Source organism: Sphingobium sp. LMA1-1-1.1 (genome assembly GCF_040676365.1).
Taxonomy (GTDB): Bacteria; Pseudomonadota; Alphaproteobacteria; order Sphingomonadales; family Sphingomonadaceae; genus Sphingobium.
Genome location: NZ_JBEGHS010000045.1, coordinates 424,929 through 444,788 on the forward strand (window position 1 = coordinate 424,929; position 19,860 = coordinate 444,788).

The following is a 19,860-nucleotide window of genomic DNA, read 5'->3' on the forward strand; positions in this document are numbered from 1 at the left end:
GGCACAGGGCGGTTGATCAAAGCCCCATGCCATTGCCTTGCAGCGATTTCCTGACCGTTCCAGAGCGGGTTTCGATCTGATTGAATCAGATCGCCGCCCTGGATTCCTTATTTCCCCGATTTCTTAACCAGCGATCGGTTCCGATCGCTTGGAAATCGCTCTAGATCGGCTTCCGGTCCAGCCGATGCTCGCCCTTCACCCACCGCACCGTGCCCGTGCTGGCGCGCATCACGACGCTGTCGGTTGTGAGCTTGCCACCCGGCAGCCGCTTCACCCCGGCCAGCAGCGAGCCGTCAGTGACGCCCGTCGCGGCAAAGATGCAGTCGCCCTTCGCCAGTTCGTTGAGGTCATAGACCTTGTCGAGATCCGCAATGCCCCATTTCCGGGCGCGGGCCCGCTCGTCATCATTGCGGAACAGCAGCTTGCCCTTGAACTGTCCGCCGACGCAGCGCAGCGCCGCGCAGGCCAGCACGCCCTCCGGCGCGCCGCCCGAACCCATATACATGTCGATATTGGTTTCCGGATTGGTGGTGGCGATCACCCCCGCCACGTCCCCGTCGGGGATCAGCATGATGCCGCAGCCAATGGCGCGCAGTTCCGCGATCAGCTTTTCATGGCGCGGCCGGTCGAGCACGCAGACGATGATCTCATGCGGGTCGACGCCCTTGGCATGGGCGACCGCCTCGACATTCTCCTTCACCGATTTGTTGAGGTCGATGATGCCTTCGGGCAGGCCGGGGCCGACGGCCAGCTTCTCCATATAGACGTCCGGCGCATTGAGCAGGCCGCCTTCTTCCGAAATCGCCAGCACCGCCAGCGCATTGGGACCGGCCTTGGCCGTGATGGTGGTGCCCTCCAGCGGATCGAGCGCGATGTCGATCCGGGGGCCGGTGCCGATCGCATTGCCGACCTTTTCCCCGATATAAAGCATCGGCGCCTCGTCACGCTCGCCTTCGCCGATGACGACGGTGCCGTCCATATAAAGGTCGTTGAAGGCCAGGCGCATCGCTTCGACTGCGGCGGCGTCGGCCGCCTTTTCATCGCCGCGGCCGATCAGCTTCGATGCTGCGATCGCGGCCGCTTCGGTCACGCGCACCATTTCCAGCACCAGCACGCGATCGAGTATCGAGCTTGCCTGCACCATGTCTTTTCCTCTTCAGCCGCTATTTTGGAGAGCGCGATAGGATGTCGTCGGACCATTGTCGAGGGTGTGCTTTTCGCAAGGCGGATGCAACGGAAGCGCGTCCCTGGCGTTCGCAGCAGGACAAGACCAAGGGGCGCCCCGATGATCCTCCTGCTGATTGCCGCCAGCCTTTCCGCCCCGCCCGACGTGCTGCCGCGCCGGATCGCCAAGGTTCGGCCCGCGCCATGCCAGGCCGTGCCGGCGCTGTGCCTGACCGGGCCGGCGACACAGGAACAGCGCCTGGTGGGCGGTACAGCGGCACCCGGCGACGGCAAGATGACCGCTTATCGTTTCGATACGCGGCCGTGCCGGATCGTCGGCAATATGGATTGTCCCAAGCGCGCCCATCGCCGGATATTCCAGCTTGGCGAACCCATTGGCCAGACACTGGCGCGCAGTTTCGGACTGGATCAGAGGGGACTTGCGCCGGATTGAACCCGACCGCCTGGGTCAGTCCGGGCGCGGGGGCGAGGGGAGGCGCGGACGGATCGCGCGCTTCTCCTCAATCCAGAATATGCATCACCATCGGTGTTTGCAGCAGGCTGTCCGACCCGGCCAGCCGGTCCAGCGTCTCGCGCACGCAGCGTTCTTCGCCCGCATGGGTGACGATCGCCACCAGCACGCCGTCAGTCTGGCTGGCGCCGCGCTGGATCATGCTCTCGATGGACACGCCGGCGTCGCGGGTTGCCGCCGCGATCTCCGCCAGCACGCCCGGACGGTCCTGCACCTTGAAGCGCAGATAGGCGCGGCCCACGCGCTTGCCGGCATCCGCAGGCTTCTGCTGCGCCAGCGCGGCGACCGGCATGGCCAGCGCATCGCCATATTCGTCGCGCGCCACGTCGATCAGGTCCGCGACGACGGCCGATGCCGTCGGGCCGTCGCCCGCGCCGCGACCCTGGAAGAAGAGGCGGCCGACGAAATTGCCCTCCGCCACCACCGCGTTCAGCGACCCGTCGACATGGGCGAGCGGATGGTCGAGCGGCACCAGCATGGGATGGACGCGCTGGAACAGGCCGTCGGGGCCGTTCTCCGCCATGCCGACCAGGCGGATGCGATAGCCCAGCGCCGCTGCTTCCGCGATGTCGGCGGCGATGACATGGCGGATGCCGGTGGTCGCGACCGCGTCGAAATCCAGTTCCGTGCCGAAGGCGAGGCTGGCGAGAATGGTCAGCTTGTGCGCCGCGTCGACGCCATCGATGTCGAAGCTCGGATCGGCCTCGGCATAGCCCAGATCCTGCGCCTCCTTCAGCACCTCGTCAAAGCTCCTGCCTTCCTTTTCCATGGTGGTCAGGATGTAGTTGCAGGTGCCGTTGAGGATGCCGTAGACGCGGCTGATCTCGTTCGCCGCCGCGCCCTCGCGCATGCCCTTGATGACCGGGATGCCGCCTGCGACCGCTGCTTCATATTTGAGCGCGACGCCGGCCTTCTCGGCCAGCCCGGCGAGGTCGAGGCCATGATGCGCCAGCATCGCCTTGTTGGCGGTGACGAAGGGTTTGCCGACGCTCAGGCACTGCCGGGCGAGGGTGAGGGCAGGGCCATCGGCGCCGCCGATCAGTTCCACCACCACGTCGATGTCGTCCCGCCCCGCGAGGGTCGTCATGTCGTCCACCCATTCATAGGGCGAAAGGTCGACGCCGCGATCCTTGTTGCGGTCGCGGGCGGAGATGGCAACGATCTGGATCGGGCAACCGGCGCGGCGGGCGATCAGGTCCGCATTCGTCTGGAGCAGCCGGATGACGCCGCCGCCCACCGTGCCGAGGCCGACCAGCGCGACGCGCAGCGGGGCATGGCGGTGCAGATTGGTCATGGCTTGTGTTCATCCTTCCTGTTCGCGGGACGTCGCGCTGATAGCGGCCCCTGCGCATCTGTCCAAGGAAAAGGAACCGACCGCGCGACCGAAAACTGTCGCCGCCGCGCGATCAGCGGACAGCCCTCGTCCGTCCGCACGGACCCAGGGCGTCAAGGACGAGCTGGTAGTCAGCGCGGGCCAGTTCGGCATCCTGGGGAGAAAGCGCGCGGACGGACCGCGCCGGCAGCGCGTTGGGCAGGCCGCATGCCAGTCGGTACCACAGCAGGCTGCCTGGTGCTGGCGGGCGGGCGGCCTCATCCACTATCTCTCCCAGCGCCACGGCCCAGCGCGGCTGCTGCCCGGGCCGGCGCAATATTGACAGTGAGACCGGATCGCCATTTTCCGTTCGCAGGAAGATCTGCGTCTCACCTTCGCCCGCGATGGTGCCCGCGACATGGAAGGCATCTCCCAATCCGACGATGCGAGGCGGTGCGTTGGCGGCGACCAGTTCCGAAAGGATCGCCTTCACGCGCTCGGTTTCGGCGGGCGAGGCGATGATCTGGGCATCGCGCGCGACGAGCTGGATTTCGCCGGGACGGGCGCCGGGACGGGCGAACAGTATGACCTGCGCCTTCTTGAGCTTGGGCATCTTGCCCCGCGCGTCGAGCGGCGCGTCGTAAAGGTAGCGGACAGTCGGGCTGATTCCCCCTTCGCCGCGAATCAGATTGCTCACATTTGCCTCGATATAGACCCTCTGATAGCCTGTCGGGACCGCGCCGGCCTGTCCCGGCTTCAATTTGATGATGTTGCCAATCCGCGCCTGTGCCACCAGCGGCGCGGCGTCGGCGAGGTCCGCGAGATCCGCGTAAGCGAGTCCCGCCACTCGTTCCGATGGTTGCGCGACGGTCCGCTCAGACCCCGCCTGAGCCGCGGAAATCTGCGATTGTGCGGCGGAAATGAGGCAAAGAAGGGCCAACTTCCGTAGGGTCATGGTGGATTTTTTTTTCATCTTCGTCCTAATGATAGTAGCGCGTGGCATATTTACCACACGCAAGTCTTTCCGGTGTGTAGTGACGGTCGCAAACGAACATATCGATAAAGCGTTTGCGTGCCACGATGCGCCGCGATAGGAGTTCGCACGGTAGCAAATGGACGGATAGGGGCCAAGATGACCGGGGTAGCCCGGCCAGCTCGGGCCGTTTTTGGCTTATTTGCCGATAATCAACTGGTAAGCTGAGTTAAGGAGTGTCGTTGCCGAATGGCCTATGCTGACCACTCGCAAGGATCGAGTCGTACGATCTCGATCATTATCGTCGCCCTGATTCACGCTGTTCTGGGTTATGCCTTCGTCACCGGTCTTGGCATGAAATATGTCAAAAAGGCGGCGGAACAGCTGAACGTGATCGACGTCAAGGAGGAACCGCCGCCACCGGACGAGGAGCCGCCGCCGCCGCCGCCAGACCAGCCGGTCGAACCGCCGCCGGTCGTTGCGCCGCCGCCGATTGTTCAGACCCCGGCCCCCGCTCCGCCGATCCAGACGGTTCGGACCCCGCCGCCGGTCTTCAACCCGGTTCCGGTCGCGGCCCCGCCGCCCCCGGCGCCTCCACCGCCTGCGGTGCCTGCGTCGCGTGCGACGCCGCGCAGCAGTCCGGGCAGTTGGCTCAGCGATGCCGACTATCCGAGCCGCGCGCAGCGTGAAGAACGTTCGGGTACGGCCGGATTCCGCCTGGAAATCGGTCCGGATGGCCGCGTGACCAACTGTACCATCACCTCTTCGACCGGCCATGCCGACCTTGATGAGGCGACATGCCGCCTGCTGCCGAAGCGCGCGAGGTTCAAGCCCGCGACAGCAGCCGGGGGTGGTCCTATGTCGGACACGTACAACGGCCGTATCACCTGGCGTCTGCCGGAATGATTTGAAGGGTGGGCGAGCGAAACCCCGGAATGTTCCGGACGCCGCCTTCCCCTTGTTATTGATCCTTTGAGAGGGAAGTCTTGAACATGTTGATGTCTATCGCTGCGGCCGCTGCGCCGAAGTCGGAGAACCCCTATGGCCTGATGGAGGCGCTCCAGCAGGGCGGCACCATCGCCTGGACCGTTTTCATCATCCTTTGCGGTATGTCGGTCGGCACCTTCTATATTCTCTTCACCAAGCTGATCGAACAGCAGAAGGTGATCAACCAGGGCAAGAAGGTGCGTGCGACCTTCTGGCGCGCCGCCAGCCTGAAGGAAGGCACCGCCAAGCTGGAAAAGAACTCCGCCTACAAGCAGATCGTAGATGACGGCATCAAGGCGCAGGAAGAACACACCAAGCTGACCGACCCGGTCGAAGCCCATGACTGGCTGCACGGCTCGCTGGCCCGTTCGGAAGCGGCGATCAACTCGAAGCTGAACGGTGGCCTCGCGTTCCTCGCGACCGTCGGTTCGACCTCGCCGTTCATCGGTCTGTTCGGTACGGTTATCGGCATCTACCGCGCGCTGATCAAGATCGGTGCTGCCGGTCAGGCCTCGATCGACGCCGTTGCCGGCCCGGTCGGTGAAGCTCTGATCATGACCGCCCTGGGTCTGGCCGTGGCCGTTCCCGCGGTGCTCGCCTACAACTTCCTGCAGCGCCGCAACAAGTCGATCCAGGAACAGCTCGCCGGCTTCACCGTCGACCTGCTGGCCTATCTGGTGTCGAACGGCGCCGTGAAGCCCGCAATCGCCGCTGCCCCGGCCGCTCCGGCTGCCAAGCCGGCCGCCGCGCCGACCAAGGCCTGATAGGCTGAGATGCCGGCAAGGGGGTCGGCGGCGCTGCGACGCTCGGATCCCCTTATCGGACGTGGGCCCCGGATTGCCGGGGCACCATCGACAAGCATGTTAGGAAATAATCAATGGCAATGAGTGTTGGCTCTGACGGCGGTGAAGACAAGCCGATGTCCGACATCAACACGACGCCGCTCGTCGACGTCATGCTGGTGTTGCTCATCATCTTTCTCATCGCGGTCCCGGTCGTCGTCCAGACGGTTCAGCTGCAGCTCCCCAAGGTCGCGTTCGAGCCGACGACGACAAAACCGGAAAACGTGTCCCTGTCGGTTACGCAGGGTTCCGACGGTAGCTGTGCGGTCTACTGGAACATGACCCGCGTAACGTCCAGCGAGCTGCTCGACCGCGCGGTCGCGAAGCTTGAGGCGGACATCAAGAAGGCGGGCGGCGTTGAAAACCTGACGCCGGAGGATCTGCCCGAAGTGCATATCCGCGGCGACATCAACGTTCCCTATCGGTGCATCGGCGGCACCATCTACACGATGCAGCGCGCCGGTTTCCCGAAAGTCGGCTTCATATCCGAGCCCGAGCCGGGTTCGCATACGCAGCGGCTTTAAGTTACAGCCCTTTGTGCTGCATTTTCAAATCGGATTGCCGGTCAACGGCCATCACTGAAAATGCTCTAGGAGTATCGCCATGGCAATGAGTGCCGGAAGAGACGATGGCGAACCGATGGTGGAAATGAACACGACGCCGTTGATCGACGTCATGCTCGTTCTCCTCATCATGTTCATCATCACCATCCCGATCCAGACCCACGCGGTCAAGATCGACCTGCCGCAGAACGCCCCGCCGACTGACAGCGTCATCGACCCTGTCAAGAACAAGGTGGCGATCGATCCCAGCGGCATCATCACCTGGAACGGTTCTGCGATCGACCTGCTGACCCTGCGTCAGTATCTGCAGCAGTCGCTGCGGTTGCCGGTCGAGCCGGAACTGCAGTTCCAGCCGAACGCGGCCACGCGCTATGTGGTCGTTGATGAAGTGCTGGCGGAGATCAAACGCGCCGGCGTGACGAAGCTGGGCTTCGTCGGCAACGAACAGTACGGCAATTTCTAAGGCCGTCATGTTCTAAGGCCTTCGTGCCGGGTCCGGCTGTGCCGGAACCCGGCTCGAAATCAGGAATGCGCATCGTAAGGAGCGCATGGCGGGCATCCGCTGGATCATCGGATGTCCATGTGCTCCCAGGGCGCGAAAACGCCGCCGCTGTCTGGCCGGGAATGTTCGACTTCCCGTTTCCGGGCGCGGGCTGGGGTGACGCAATCGGGCGCGAGATGCGCAACCTTGAACGGGGCTGCTTCGGCGGCCCCTTATTTTTGCCGCGCCAGATGCGGCTTAATGCTTTCTTCACCGTGAAAGGCGATGATGCTGATGGTCAAATCGGCATTGGATCATGGGCGTCAGAGTTCAGACAAAACCCTATAGCGGCAACGCGCGTCTCGCAGATCGCCGCACGGCGCTTATCGCCGTTCGGGTGCGGCGACCGGGCGAGACCTGGTTCAAGAGCCACATCGCGGATGTCTCTGAAGTCGGCTTCCGCCTGAAAAGCTTCATGAAATTGACAGCCGACGATGATCTGTGGATCATGTTGCCCGGCTTTGAAGGCCGCCGCGCGCGCGTGCTGTGGACCAGGGCGCATGAATCGGGATGCGTCTTCGAACGGCCGCTGCACCCCGCCATTCTGGATCACATCATCCGACTCGGCGAATAATCACGCGCTTCAGCTGGTGGATATGCCGGGAAATCGCCTGATCGCGCTTCCCCCCCCCGACCCGCGAAGATCGCCCTGTCGTGATCGCAGCCTCGCTTCGGCAACACCGACCCGATGGCGGCACCGATAAAAGCCGCGGCCGGTTTCCTCAGAAGAACAGCTTGCGAAAGCTGATCGTCACTGCACGGCCCGTCGGGTCCATATATCCCGGCTGGTAGCGGACCGGCGTGTTGCCGCTTGCATCGGTGACGCTCTGCCGCTGGTTGAACAGATTGTCGATGCCGATCGAAACGCGCGCACCGCGCAGGAAGGGATGGTTCTTCACCAGCGAGGGCATCTGCCCCAGATTTGCAAACAGGCGCAGGTCCACCGTCGCCAGGCTGCTGAAATCCAGCCGGGATGCGCCACCAGCCGTTCCGCCCAGCGCCCCATCGACATGGGTGCCGCTCTGCCAATCCACGCTCAACCGTGCGCCCAGGCCGTTATTGGTATAGCCGGCCCGCGCATTCAGCTCATGCCGGGGCTGTCCGCCCGACGATCCGGTGGCACCCCCATTGAGCAGGTCGAGTTCCGGCACGCCGGGCGCGATCAGGATGTGCTCGTTGAAATGCCAGCTGTGGTAGAGGCTGAAGCTGAGCCGCCCTCCGCCTCCGCCGCCCCGTCCGCCGCCGAAACCGCCAGGTCCGCCAAAGCCGCCGCCCGGTCCTCGCGGCCCGCCGCCAAAGCCCCCGCCCTGGCTGCCCGGTCCGCCGCGATCGCCATCACCCCGCGGCTGGTCGCCACCACCCGGTCCAGGAGGAGGCCCTCCGGCACCACCCCCCGGTCCGCGATTGCCGAACAATCCACGCAGATCCTGCAGTTCCTTGGGCCGCTCCTCCGGCTTGGCGCCCGCGGCCCGCCACGCTTCCACCACCTTCTGGATATGCGACTTCAGCGGAATGGAAAGATCGAAGCCCCAGCGCAGCTGCTCGCTCTGCGAACGCAGATAATTGACGGGCCGTGCATCGATCTGCACCAGATTGCCGTCCTCGTCGCGCAGGAAACGCTGCGGAAAGGCGGCCTCGATCGCTGGGGTCGGCGTCGGGAATGCCGAGATCGGGTTGGTGGTCCGGCTGTTGGTATAGGTCGCGGTGAGGGTCAGATTGGGCTTGTCGAACGGCTTGATGGTGGCGCTCAGGCGGAACTGGTCGCGCACGCTCTCCCGGAGCGCGGCGTTGCCGCCGCTCAGTTGCGTCACGAACACGGTCTGTCCGGTCGCATAGTCGAACACCGACACGTTGGGCGTGGAGATCAGCGGATCGGTGATCTGTTGGCCCGTGGGAGCGGCGCGATCCTGATTGGCCGACATCAGCAACTGCACGGCGGGCACCGGCCGCCAGCGCATGCCGTAGCCCAGCGTCGACAGCGTGCCGAAGTCGGAATAATGCTGGGCCGCCGCATTCACATTGACGCCGATGTCGCCGATTGCGCCCAGCACGCCCTTCGTCCGGCTGGTGATCGGCACGTCCAGGCTGATCTGCCCGCTACCGATTTCGCGGCTGTAGCTGTTGTCGCGCTCCACGCCCGAACGGGTCGACCAGCTGTCAAAGCCATTGGCCGAGCCGCCCACCCGAACGGATGTCGTCACCGCCCCGGCCGGCAGGTCGAACAGCGGACCCGACAGCAGCAGGTCGCCTTGCACCGCTTTCGATTCCGCCCTTGCCCGGTCGATCAGGCGCGTCGACAGCAGGTCGGCGGAGAAGCTGCCAAAGGGGTCCGCCCCCGCGTCGATCGCGTTCTGGATCGCCGCCGTGCCCACGCCTCGATCCGTCGCGGTGCGGGTGTTGGAATAGTCTCCATTGGCGGTGAAGGACCATTGCCAGCCGCCTCCCAACAAGCCGTTCAACGTCAGGCCGACATGGCCCGTCGTGCCCCTGATCTGTTGCCCCAGCTCGCCCGCCTGCCGCAGGTAGCGATAGAAACTCGTCGGCGTGGACAGGGGTGAAAAGGGATTGCCGGCGGCCAGGTCGAACTGTGCTGCTTGAAACCCCTGCAGGCTGTCGCTGTCGGACAGTTCCAGTCGTCCGTTGAGGGACATGGATATCTTGCCCAGCGCGCGGGCCAGGGTCGCATTGGTGGCAAAGCTCTCGGTCGCCGGGCTGAGCGTGCGATGATGCGCCAGCTCGCCGCCGGTCATGCCATTCTCGCCCACCAGAAACGCGCCGATGCCGGACAATTGATTGGCCCGATCGCCCTGCACGGTCGGCACCACGCCGCGTTCGCTCTCCAGCAACGATGCGGCGGTCTTGTACTGCATGTCCAGGGTGAAGCGATTGTCGCCCCGGATGCGCAGCACGGCCCCTTCCGCGGAGCCGTTGTCGCCTCCCTCCTGCGTCGTCGTGCCCGCGCGCAGGTCCACCGTCTCGGCGCGGAACCGCTGGCGCAGCACGATGTTCACCACCTTCTGCGTCGGCGCATAGCCATAGCTGAGCGCGACTTCTTCGGGCAGGATGTCGACGCGCGCCACCGCTTCGGACGGGATGTCCTGAATCTCCGAAAAGCTGGAGATGCGCTTGCCGTTCAGCAGCACTACCGGCGTTCCGTTGGTCTGGGGCGACAATTCCGTGATCATCTCCGATATGGACGTGACGCCCAGGGCACGCACATCGGCCGGGGAAAGCTGCTGCTCCGGCTTGATATTGCCGACCACGGCGCCGCGTTGGGGCTGGCCGGTGACGACGATCTCATCGGCATCGTCCATCTGCCCGGCCGGGCCTTTGGGGCCCTCCGTCTGCGCCATCAGCGCCTCCGGCGCCGCGCTCATCATCAATGGAAGCAGAAAGCAGGCGAAGGAACGGCGCACTATGACCCCCTGGGATTGGAACCTGAATGCCCTCCCTCTAGGGGGGAGTTGTCGCAAGACTCTGGCAACGCCTGTAAAGATTTGTCGCAAAATGTAATCCGGCGTCGCACCGCCGGTCGGAAAGCGTCATGGAATAGGATGCCGGATCCATGACGCCGCCTTCATGAGGCCGCCCTCGCGCGTCGAGGCGCCCATGGCCGCTACGCGCCCCGCAGCGGGATGGCGCGCCCAGCACCACCGACCGCTTCTTCCGTTTCCGGCCTCCCGCGTTCGAACGATCCTTATTTCGGCTTGCGAAAGCGGAAGAGGAAGCGATCGGTCTTGCCGCGGATGGCGGGATCAAACACGGGCTTGCTGTGGTCGTCCTGCGGATTGGCCAGCAACGGGCTTTCCGACTCCAGCACGAAGCCGGCCTTGGTGAAGTCGGCCTTCACCACCGCCGGATCGATCCTGTGCAGCTTGTCGACGATCGCCCGGGTGTCGCCCGCTGGTCCGACATGATCGATCACGCCGACGATCCCGCCCGGCTTCGTTGCCGCGTAGAGCGCCGTCACGAAGGCGGCCGGATCGGCGACGGGAATGCCCATCTCCTGGGACTGCCAGTAAAGGTCGTGATAATTGAGGTTGAGGATGGTGAAGTCGAAGCTGCCGGGCGGCGCGGTGAAAGCTTCGAAGGGATAGCTGACCCACCGCACTTCGGGTCGACGGGCCTGCAGCTTCTGCCATTTCTGAAGGCTTTCGGCATCGGCCGTGAACTGGCTGGGCTCAAAGCCCGTCACCGTCCCCTTCGGACCGACGACATCGGCCATGATCTCCGCCCAATAGCCCGAACCCGTCACGATGTCCGCCGCCTTCATGCCCGGCTTCAGGCCAAGGAAGGCAAGCGTTTCGGCCGGCTTGCGTCCCTCGTCCAGCGCCTTTGCCTCTGCGGGGCGCCCGGGATCGGCAATGGCGGCGGCAAAATCGGGTGCCTTCGCCAGGGCAGCGGGAGCGCAAGCGAAGACAAGGCCGGCGCAGACAAGCGCAAGGGTGGAACGCATCGGAATCCCTCCTGTATGAATCGCGCGAAAGATGCACCGGGCTTCGTCGCCACTCAAGCGTCGCCGATCGAAGCGGATCGCGCGTCCGTCGATTGCATTGGCCGCCAGACTTTCTACACATTGGTGCATGCGCACGCTTTATCCCGCCTTGGAACCCTTTGCTTCAGGACATCTCGACGTCGGTGATGGCCACCGCATCTATTGGGAGCGGGCGGGAACGCCGGGCGCAAAGCCCGCCGTCTTCCTGCATGGCGGGCCGGGCGGCGGCATATCGCCCGATCACCGCCGCCTGTTCGATCCGGAACGCTACGATGTCCTTCTTTTCGACCAGCGCGGCTGCGGTCGCTCGACGCCCCATGCGGAGCTGGAGGCGAACAGCACCTGGCATCTGGTCGCCGATATCGAACGCCTGCGGCAGATGATGGGGGTCGACCAATGGCTGGTCTTCGGCGGAAGCTGGGGTTCGACGCTGGCCCTGGCCTATGCCCAGAGCCACGCCGAGCGCGTCACCGAACTGGTGCTGCGCGGCATCTTCACCATCCGCAGGCAGGAGATCGACTGGTATTATCAGCAGGGCGCGAGCCGCATCTATCCGGACAAATGGGAACGCTTCGTCGCGCCCATCCCGGAATCGGAACGCGGCGACCTGCTCCACGCCTATCGCCGCATCCTGACCGGCGACGATCGGTTGCGGCAGATCGCCGCGGCCAAGGCCTGGAGCGTCTGGGAAGGCGAAACCATCCGCCTGATGCCCGACGCGACGCTGTCCGCCACGCATGAGGCCGATGATTTCGCGCTCGCCTTCGCGCGGATCGAAAATCATTATTTCGTCCATGGCGGCTGGCTGGAGGAAGGCCAGCTCATCCGCGACGCCGGAAAACTGGCGGGCATCCCCGGCGTCATCGTGCAGGGCCGCTATGACATGGCCTGTCCCGCCGAAACCGCCTGGGCGCTGCACCGGGCCTGGCCGCAGGCGCGCTTCGAAATGATCGAAGGGGCGGGCCACGCATTCAACGAACCCGGCATATTGGACGCGCTCATCCGGGCGACGGACGGGTTTGCCGCTCAAGCGAAAGGATAATCATGCGCACATGGATGGTGCTGGCGGGGGTGTTCACCCTGATCGCCTGCGGCGATAGCAGCGACCGGATCACGGCCGTCGATCGCCGGGAAACGCCAGAAACCGGCGCCGCTGCGGCCGTCGCGAAGCTGGACGAGGCCCAGCGCAACGGCGTGCTGGAACGGGCCGTGCGCGCGTCGGGGGCGGCTTGCCCCACGGTCACCCGATCGGAGCGCACGGAAGTCCGGCCCGGCGTCAAGGGCTGGAAGGCGGAGTGCAATGACGGCACGGCCCATCTGATCGAGATCCAGGCCGACGGCACCGCGAACGTTACCAGCCGCACGCACTAACCGTCACGCCCCTCAGCTGGCGGCAACATCCTGAAACTGCAGATTGGCCAGCCGCGCATAGAGCCCCTTCTGCTGCATCAGCGTGGCATGGTCGCCCTGTTCGACCAGCCGCCCCTCATCCAGCACCAGGATGCGGTCGGCGGCTCTGACGGTGGCCAGCCGGTGGGCGATGACGATGGTGGTGCGGCCCTGCATCAACCGTCCCAGCGCGTCCTGCACCAGCCGCTCCGATTCGGCGTCGAGGGCGGATGTCGCTTCGTCCAGCAGCAGGATCGGCGCATCGCGCAGCAGGGCGCGGGCGATCGACAGGCGCTGGCGCTGGCCGCCGGAAAGGCGCGCACCCCCTTCACCCAGAAAGCTGTCCAGACCCTGCGGCAGGGCGCGCAGGAAAACCTCCGCATTGGCGGCACGGGCCGCCGCCCAGATATCCTCGTCGCTGGCATCCCATCGCCCGTAGCGCAGATTGTCGCGTGCGGAGGCGGCGAAGAGGATGCTTTCCTGCGGCACCATGGCCATCATGCCGCGCACTTCCGCCGGATCGGCCTGGGGCAGCGGCACGCCGTTCAGCCGGATCACGCCCGAATCGGGATCGTAGAAGCGCAGCGCCAACTGGATCAGGGTCGATTTCCCCGCGCCGGAGGGGCCGACGATCGCAACGGTCTCGCCCGGCGCGATGTCGACCGAAATGCCGTGCAGGGCCGCCTGGTCGGGGCGGGTGGGATAGCGGAAATGCACATCCTCGAACTGAAGATGCGCGCCATGTTCGGTCCGCGGCACCGGCACGGGCCGCGTCGGAGCGGTGATCTGTGGGGTCGCGCCCATCAACTCATGCAGCCGCCCGGCGGCACCCGCGCCGCGCAGCAGGTCGCCCCAGGTTTCCGACAGCGCACCGAAAGCGCCCGCGACCAGGCCGCCTGTCAGGACGAAGGCGGCGATGCTGCCCCCGGACAGCTTCCCGTCGGCAACGTCCAGCGCACCCTGCCACATGACCGCCGTGATCGACCCGAAGACCAGCGCGATGACGATCGCCGTCATCGCCGCGCGCAGCCCGATCCGGCGGCGCGCGGTGGCAAAGCCGGCCTCGACCGTGCTGTCGAACCGCGCCGCTTCCCGCCCCTCCTGGCCGAAGGCCTGCACGATCTTCATCGCGCCCAGCGTTTCCGACGTGACGCTGCCGACTTCGGCCAACCGGTCCTGGCTTGCCCGCGACAGGGCCCGCACGCGGCGGCCAAGGCCGATGATCGCGACCAATATGACGGGAATGCCAAGCAGCAGCAGCCCGGCAAGCTTGGGCGCCAGCGCGAAGAGATAGATGAGGCCGCCGATGCCCGTCACCACGTTGCGCAGCGCGATCGACACGGTCGATCCCACCACCTGGTCGATGATCGCGGTGTCGGCGGTCATGCGCGATGCGATTTCGGACGGCCGGTTTTCCTCGAAGAAACGAGGTTCCTGACGCAGCAGATTGGCCTGGGTGGCGGACCGGATGTCGGCGACGACGCGCTCCCCCAGCCAGGACACGAAGTAGAAGCGGGCGGCCGTGGCCAGCGCCAGGATCGCGACGATCAGGAACAGATATTCGAACCAGCGGCTGATGTCGCCCCCGCCCATGAAGCCGCGGTCGATCACCAGCCGGAACCCGCTCGGGATCGCCAGCGTGGCGGCGGACGAGACGAGAAGGGCGAAGAGCGCCCCCGCGATGCGGCCGGGATAGCGTCTGGCGAAGCGCCAGATCATCGACAGGCTGCCCAGTGGGGGGCGCGTCCCGGCGCGCGGCGATGGCTGTTCCACATCCTGCATGACGCCGGGCTCTAAAGGGATTTCGCGGGAAAGGGAACATTCCCGGATTCGAAATCCGACCCTTTCTGGCGGTGCGCCCTGGAGTATTTTCAAGTTGACCGGTTACGGTCGACGGCTCGGGAAATGCGGCATCGAAAGACCGCTAGCTTGCGGGCGCGATCTCCGCCGCCAGCGTCATGATGCGCTGCGGCCCGGCGCGGCCGGTCAGGGCATAGGCCATGTCGCCCGCCTCCCAATAGGCGATGACGTCATCTGCGCGCCGGGCGAGCAGCGGGCGCGCCTCCGCCGGGGTTTCGGCCCGGTCCGCGAAGAAGGAGAGCTGCTCCCCCTGCGGCGTGGTGATCGAAACGGCGATGGCCGGGCTGTCGGGCGTGGGATAAAGCTGCACGTCTTGGACATGCCAACTGGCGGGCAGCGGCGGCAGGACGATACCGGTCGAACGCTGGATTTCGCCGGGATTGAGCGTGGCGCTTTCCACCTGGGATGCCATGCTCTGGCGCAGCAGCCCCGTGCGGTGGGATGCGGCGGCCTCGTCCAGGAAGGCGGAGGCCTGCGCGGGTTGCGGGAATTCGCCCAGTTCGCCGCGCGCAATCCAGCCCGTGGCGATCAGGGCGACGATGCCCGCTGCCCGGCCCAGATGGCGCCAAAGGCGGTGATGGTCATTGTCGTTGGCGACCGGGAGGGATGGGTCGCGGCGCCGGCCCACCAGCGTCCCCTTGGTTCCGTCATGCCTCAGCCGGAATTCGATATGCGGCCAACGCTTGCGCCAGCGCCGGGCGACGAGTCGTTCGCCGGGACGCGCCGCATCGTCCAGCAACACCACGGCGCCCGGAGAAAGCCGGGAGAACAGGCTGTCCGCCGCGCCGCGCACCATCGGATGCACTGCCCAGGGCGGCCCGTCGATGATCAGCAGGTCGATCCTCTCGGGCAGGCTGTCGATGTCGTACCAGCGGCCCGGCCAGTCTTCCCTCTCCACGGCCAGCGGCGCATGGCGCAGATCGGCGGTCAGTCCGTGATCGGCCAGCCAGTTGCGGGTCGCCTGCACGAAGCCGTCATGCTGGTCAAAGCTGGTCAGCCGACCCCCGCCATGCAGCGCCAGGGCGCGCGCCGCGATGAGCGTCGATGCGCCCGCTCCCAGTTCCACGACATGGGCGGGCCGCAGCTCCGCGATTTCCCGGACGATATGGCGCAGGAAGCCGACATCGGCCTTCCAGCTACCCAGATGCGGCAGCGCGTCATGGGGCAGGCCAAGCTCGTCGAGCAGCGCGCGCTTGTCCGCCTTGCGCCCGCCCGACAGGCTGGCCAGCAGCCAGGGCCAGCTGATCGCGCCGAAACCGATGCGCCAGGCCCAGTCGCCCAGCGCATCCGACGGCCGCCGTCGGGACGCCGTTGCGTCGGCATCGCCGAGGGACAGGATTCCGGTCAATTCTCTGGAGGTCACGGGTGCGCCTGTCCTTTATCTGCGGGTGGAGACTGGTTATGCGGCGGGATAGACCGTTCGCATAGACCCGTATATTTGCCAGCATAGGGAACGCCGATGACCCGCATCATATCCGCGACTGTTGAACGCTGGCCGGTCGCGGGGGCCTTCATCATCAGCCGTGGGGCGAAGACATCGGTGGATGTGGTCGTCTGCACCGTGGGCGATGGCACGCATGTCGGAAGAGGCGAGGGCACGGCGATCTATTATGAGGGGGAGACGGCGGAAGGCTGCGCCGCGGCGATCCAGGCCTATGCAGGGCCTCTGGAGCGGGAGGCGCTGCTGGAGACGATGCCGCGCGGGGCCGCCCGCAATGCGCTGGACTGCGCGCTGTGGGATCTGGAGGCGAAGCGCGCCGGCGTGCCGGTGTGGCAACTCGCCGGCGTGGAGATGCCCGGCCCGCTGCCCACCGCCTTCACCATCAGCCTGGGCGATCCGGAAAAGATGGAGTCGGACGCGCGCGAAGCGGCGGCGCGCGGTTTCGGCCTGCTCAAATGCAAGCTGACCGGGGATGGCGACCGGGCGCGCATAGCCGCCGTGCGTGCAGGGGCGCCAGCGGTGCGGCTGATCGTCGACGCCAATGAGAGCTGGCATGATCTGGATATCGCGGACGAGGCGCGGGCCCTGGCGGAACTGGGGGTGGAGATGGTCGAGCAGCCGGTCTTCCATGGTCGGGAGGAACGGTTGGCAGGGGTCCGTTCGCCGCTGCCGCTCTGCGCGGATGAGAGTTGCCACACACGGGCCGACCTCGACCGGCTGGGCGATTTCGACGCGGTGAATATCAAGCTCGACAAGGCGGGCGGGCTGACCGAGGCCCTGGCCCTGTCGCGGGAGGCGCGGGCGCGGGGATTCCGGGTGATGGTCGGCTGCATGCTGGGCACGTCGCTGGGCATCGCTCCCGCCGCGCTGGTCGCGCAGGGGGCGGACTGGATCGACCTCGATGGCGCGCTGCTGCTGGCGAAGGACCGGGAAGGGGGACTGGAACTGCGCGAGGGGCAGCTATGGCCGGGCAACCTGTGGGGCGAGATCTAGAGCGATTTCCAAGCGATCGTCGGACCTTCGCGGCAGTCCGACGCCGATATCAATAGCCCAGCGTCAGCCCCAGCGCATAATATTTCGGTCCTACATTGGCCTTGGCGCGCAGCTTGGGGATCAGCGGCATGGCAAGCGTCGCATAGGGCCGCACATTGTCGCTGCTGAAGCGTACGCCAGCGCCGATGGTGGCGGAGGCGGGGAGGGAGTAGCTTGCCTCCACGCGGCCGTAGAGCTTCGTGTCACCGTCGCGCAGATAGACGCCGCCGCCCGGCGTCAGGCTGAAGCCGCCAATATCCATGGCATAGCCGGCGCCGATTTCCGTTCCCCAATGCCCGTCGGCGCGCCCATAGTTGAGTTCGGCGCCGATCCCCTCGGCATGGGCGGCGGGGGCGAAGGCGATCGCGGCGGCGGTCAGCAGGCAGATCTTTTTCATGACTGTTCCGAATTATCCGTTCAGGGCGCTCCCCGACTGACTCCCGCCGACGCGCCGGGCAAGGGGGAGCAGGCAAAGCGAGTCCGATATGCGGTCGGGCGAGTCAGCCCTGGGCGCCACGCTGCGGCTGGTCGACGCGGACCACCGGCTGCACCTCCGGATAGGGCATGATCGCGCGGCCGTCCGGCGCCGCCGTGAAGCTGGTCTGCGTCGGATAGGCAAACTCGATCCCCTCCGCGTTGAAACGCTTCCATATCGCCAGGCCCACGCTGTGCCGCGACCCGAAATAATCATGGGTGTCCGGGTCGGGCACGTCGAAATTGAGCTGATAGTCGAGCGAACTGGCGCCGAAGCTGACCAGGCCTGCATTGACGAAAACATGCCCTTCCGCTTCGACGATCTCCTTCAACATGGCGGGTATGGCCTCGGCCTTGTCCTCCGGCGTCTGGTAGATGATGCCGATGGCGAAACTCACCCGCCGCTGCGCCAGCGTCTGGAGGCTGGTGATCTCCTTCTGGAGGAGGTTGGCGTTGGATATCACCTTCTTCTCGCCGCTCATCGCGCGCAGATGGGTGCTTTTAAGGCCAATGCGCTCCACGCGGGCGGTGGTCTGGTCATAGGTGATGACCTCGCCCAGCCGGAACGGCTTGTCGAAGATGATCGACAGCGCGGCGAACAGGTCGGAAAATATGCCCTGCGCCGCAAGGCCGATGGCGATGCCGCCGATGCCAAGGCCCGCGACCAGGCCGGTGACATTGACCCCCAGATTGTCCAGCACGACGATCAGCGCGATGGCGAACAGGGCAAAGGTCACCAGCACGCGGATCAGGCCCATGGCATTGGCCAGGCTCTGGCCCTCGTCCGCCGAGGTGCGCCGTTCCACCAGGCCCAATATGATCTCGCGCGCCCAGATCGCGCATTGGAAGACGGCGGCGATGGTGAAGAGGAAGGCGATGGTCTTGAGCACCATCTCCGGCGGCCTGGCATAGCTCACCACCAGCCGCGCAGCGACCATCACCATGAAGAAATGGGTCGTGCGGGCAAAGGCGCGGCCCACCACATTGGCAAGGCCCAGCGTGTCGCCCGGATGCCCCTTCAACCGCCCGCCGACGCCGCGCAGCACCGTCAGCAGGCTGTAGACGATCACCCCCGCGCCGATGGCGATCAGGATCTGCGGATAGTGGAGCGAAAACCAGTGAACAGTCGAATGCCACATCTCGCTGAGGTTGGGCGGGCGGACGTCGATCTGCGGCAGCGTGGCGGTGTCTTTTTCGGCAGCCATGAAAATCCTTGCGTTCGGGCCCGCGGATCAGGCCGCTATCGGAAGGGCGGCCGTTCCGCCAGCCTCTTCCAGAAAGACGATCAGTCCGCGTTCGTAGCGGGACAGATAGCGGGTTGCGCGCGGCAGGCGAAGCCCCTGTCGCCAGACGTCCTGTCCATCGCGGCAAAGTGCGATCAGCGCAGGGTGGATATAGCTTTTGCGGCTGATCGCCGGGGTATTGCCCAGGGCCGCGGCGACCGGCTCTATCATCTGCCCGAGTGACACGTCGCCCGCCGCCAGCGTCTCGAACGCAATGACGGAGGCGCCCCAGGTGCGGAAATGCTTGGCGGTGAAATCGCTGCCCATCGCCTCCGATATATAGGCGTTGACGTCGCTGGAGGTGATCGGCCGGGCGATCCCTTCCTCATCCAGATATTGGAAGAGATGCTGTCCCGGAAGGTCCTGCATCGCGCGAACGAAGCGGATGAGCCGGCGATCGGTGATCGTCAGCTCATGCTCCCGCCCCGATTTGGCGCGATATCGCAGGCGCAGCGCCTGGCCGCGCAGGTCGACATGGCGGCGGCGCAGCGTGGTCGCGCCGAAGCTCTTGTTCGCGGCGGCATATTGTTCATTGCCGACGCGCACCTTGGCCAGGTCGAGCAGGCGGACGACAGCGGCCAGCGTCTTTTCCTTGCGCAGCCCGCGCCTGGACAGGTCGGCCTCGATCCGCGCGCGCAGCTTGGGCAGGGCGCGGCCGAACGCCGGGCAGCCGGCATATTTCTCCGCCTCCCGCGCGGCGCGGAAATCGACATGGTATCGATATTGCTTCCGGCCCCGGTCGTCATAGCCGGTCGCCTGGATATGGCCGTGCGGGTGGGGGCAGAACCAGCAGTCGCGATAGGCGGGCGGCATGGCGATGGCGTTCAGCCGGTCGATCTCTTCCCGATTGGTGATGCGCTTGCCGCCCGCGTCGAAATAGGCCCATCCCCTTTTCGCGGCCCGGCGCGTGATGCCAGGCAGGCTGTCATTGGCATGGACGACGGAAACAGACGGCATGATTTTCCGAAACCC

Annotated in this window: 19 protein-coding genes; 9 read left to right on the plus strand and 10 right to left on the minus strand. The window is 65.8% G+C overall.

What is annotated here, in order from left to right; translation table 11 throughout:
* Positions 1 to 160: 160 nt before the first annotated feature.
* Positions 161 to 1,144, minus strand: a complete 984-nt coding sequence (glpX, locus tag MRBLMA1_RS18880; protein WP_133653482.1) for a class II fructose-bisphosphatase — start codon at positions 1,142 to 1,144, stop codon at positions 161 to 163.
* Positions 1,145 to 1,285: 141 nt separating this feature from the next.
* Between glpX and MRBLMA1_RS18885 the strand changes: the two genes are divergently transcribed.
* Positions 1,286 to 1,618 (plus strand): hypothetical protein, encoded by a 333-nt coding sequence (locus tag MRBLMA1_RS18885; protein WP_363738897.1) that lies wholly within the window; start codon positions 1,286 to 1,288, stop codon positions 1,616 to 1,618.
* A 67-nt stretch (positions 1,619 to 1,685) separates the two neighbouring features.
* Here the strand turns inward: MRBLMA1_RS18885 and MRBLMA1_RS18890 are convergent, their stop codons facing one another.
* Both MRBLMA1_RS18890 and MRBLMA1_RS18895 read right to left on the minus strand, forming a co-directional pair.
* A complete protein-coding gene (locus MRBLMA1_RS18890; protein WP_133653480.1) occupies positions 1,686 to 2,990 on the minus strand; it encodes a homoserine dehydrogenase in 1,305 nt (434 codons plus the stop codon).
* A gap of 112 nt (positions 2,991 to 3,102) precedes the next feature.
* Positions 3,103 to 3,981, minus strand: a complete 879-nt coding sequence (locus MRBLMA1_RS18895) for a hypothetical protein (protein WP_363738900.1) — start codon at positions 3,979 to 3,981, stop codon at positions 3,103 to 3,105.
* Between the two features lie 249 nt (positions 3,982 to 4,230).
* On the opposite strand from MRBLMA1_RS18895, the gene MRBLMA1_RS18900 reads away from it, so the two are divergent.
* The 5 genes from MRBLMA1_RS18900 to MRBLMA1_RS18920 all read left to right on the plus strand — a co-directional run bounded on the left by MRBLMA1_RS18900 (position 4,231) and on the right by MRBLMA1_RS18920 (position 7,488).
* Positions 4,231 to 4,887: an energy transducer TonB gene (locus tag MRBLMA1_RS18900; RefSeq protein ID WP_133653478.1), complete on the plus strand. Its 657-nt coding sequence runs from the start codon at positions 4,231 to 4,233 to the stop codon at positions 4,885 to 4,887.
* Between the two features lie 86 nt (positions 4,888 to 4,973).
* Positions 4,974 to 5,732, plus strand: a complete 759-nt coding sequence (locus tag MRBLMA1_RS18905; protein WP_133653477.1) for a MotA/TolQ/ExbB proton channel family protein — start codon at positions 4,974 to 4,976, stop codon at positions 5,730 to 5,732.
* A gap of 113 nt (positions 5,733 to 5,845) precedes the next feature.
* Positions 5,846 to 6,334, plus strand: coding sequence for an ExbD/TolR family protein (locus tag MRBLMA1_RS18910; RefSeq protein WP_363738902.1), 489 nt, complete (start codon positions 5,846 to 5,848; stop codon positions 6,332 to 6,334).
* Between the two features lie 79 nt (positions 6,335 to 6,413).
* Positions 6,414 to 6,836, plus strand: a complete 423-nt coding sequence (locus MRBLMA1_RS18915) for an ExbD/TolR family protein (RefSeq protein ID WP_013848753.1) — start codon at positions 6,414 to 6,416, stop codon at positions 6,834 to 6,836.
* Positions 6,837 to 7,170: 334 nt separating this feature from the next.
* A complete protein-coding gene (locus tag MRBLMA1_RS18920; protein ID WP_363738905.1) occupies positions 7,171 to 7,488 on the plus strand; it encodes a PilZ domain-containing protein in 318 nt (105 codons plus the stop codon).
* A 148-nt stretch (positions 7,489 to 7,636) separates the two neighbouring features.
* Here MRBLMA1_RS18920 and MRBLMA1_RS18925 read toward each other — a convergent pair whose 3' ends face one another.
* The gene (locus tag MRBLMA1_RS18925) at positions 7,637 to 10,330 is read right to left on the minus strand and encodes a TonB-dependent receptor (protein WP_363738907.1); all 2,694 of its coding nucleotides are present in this window, start codon (positions 10,328 to 10,330) and stop codon (positions 7,637 to 7,639) included.
* A 281-nt stretch (positions 10,331 to 10,611) separates the two neighbouring features.
* Positions 10,612 to 11,370 carry a class I SAM-dependent methyltransferase gene (locus MRBLMA1_RS18930; protein ID WP_363738909.1) on the minus strand — a complete coding sequence of 253 codons (759 nt, stop codon included), beginning with the start codon at positions 11,368 to 11,370 and terminating at the stop codon, positions 10,612 to 10,614.
* Positions 11,371 to 11,497: 127 nt separating this feature from the next.
* On the opposite strand from MRBLMA1_RS18930, the gene pip reads away from it, so the two are divergent.
* Together pip and MRBLMA1_RS18940 are read left to right on the plus strand one after the other, a co-directional pair.
* Complete coding sequence (gene pip / locus MRBLMA1_RS18935) at positions 11,498 to 12,451, plus strand: prolyl aminopeptidase (protein ID WP_363738911.1); 954 nt, start codon at positions 11,498 to 11,500, stop codon at positions 12,449 to 12,451.
* Between the two features lie 2 nt (positions 12,452 to 12,453).
* Positions 12,454 to 12,780 carry a hypothetical protein gene (locus tag MRBLMA1_RS18940; RefSeq protein ID WP_363738913.1) on the plus strand — a complete coding sequence of 109 codons (327 nt, stop codon included), beginning with the start codon at positions 12,454 to 12,456 and terminating at the stop codon, positions 12,778 to 12,780.
* A gap of 12 nt (positions 12,781 to 12,792) precedes the next feature.
* Here the strand turns inward: MRBLMA1_RS18940 and MRBLMA1_RS18945 are convergent, their stop codons facing one another.
* Both MRBLMA1_RS18945 and MRBLMA1_RS18950 read right to left on the minus strand, forming a co-directional pair.
* Positions 12,793 to 14,580 (minus strand): ABC transporter transmembrane domain-containing protein, encoded by a 1,788-nt coding sequence (locus tag MRBLMA1_RS18945; RefSeq protein ID WP_363738915.1) that lies wholly within the window; start codon positions 14,578 to 14,580, stop codon positions 12,793 to 12,795.
* A 142-nt stretch (positions 14,581 to 14,722) separates the two neighbouring features.
* Positions 14,723 to 16,021 carry a class I SAM-dependent methyltransferase gene (locus tag MRBLMA1_RS18950; RefSeq protein WP_363738917.1) on the minus strand — a complete coding sequence of 433 codons (1,299 nt, stop codon included), beginning with the start codon at positions 16,019 to 16,021 and terminating at the stop codon, positions 14,723 to 14,725.
* Between the two features lie 96 nt (positions 16,022 to 16,117).
* Here MRBLMA1_RS18950 and dgcA point away from each other — a divergent pair, with 96 nt between their 5' ends.
* Complete coding sequence (gene dgcA / locus MRBLMA1_RS18955; RefSeq protein ID WP_363738918.1) at positions 16,118 to 17,092, plus strand: N-acetyl-D-Glu racemase DgcA; 975 nt, start codon at positions 16,118 to 16,120, stop codon at positions 17,090 to 17,092.
* Positions 17,093 to 17,141: 49 nt separating this feature from the next.
* Here dgcA and MRBLMA1_RS18960 read toward each other — a convergent pair whose 3' ends face one another.
* From MRBLMA1_RS18960 to MRBLMA1_RS18970, 3 genes are all read right to left on the minus strand, one after another.
* A complete protein-coding gene (locus MRBLMA1_RS18960) occupies positions 17,142 to 17,528 on the minus strand; it encodes a hypothetical protein (protein ID WP_363738920.1) in 387 nt (128 codons plus the stop codon).
* Positions 17,529 to 17,631: 103 nt separating this feature from the next.
* On the minus strand, positions 17,632 to 18,810 hold the full coding sequence (locus MRBLMA1_RS18965; RefSeq protein WP_363738922.1) for a mechanosensitive ion channel family protein: 1,179 nt from the start codon (positions 18,808 to 18,810) through the stop codon (positions 17,632 to 17,634).
* A 27-nt stretch (positions 18,811 to 18,837) separates the two neighbouring features.
* Entirely contained in the window at positions 18,838 to 19,845 is a 1,008-nt protein-coding gene (locus MRBLMA1_RS18970) for a DNA topoisomerase IB (protein WP_363738924.1), read from the minus strand.
* Between the last annotated feature and the right edge of the window lie 15 nt (positions 19,846 to 19,860).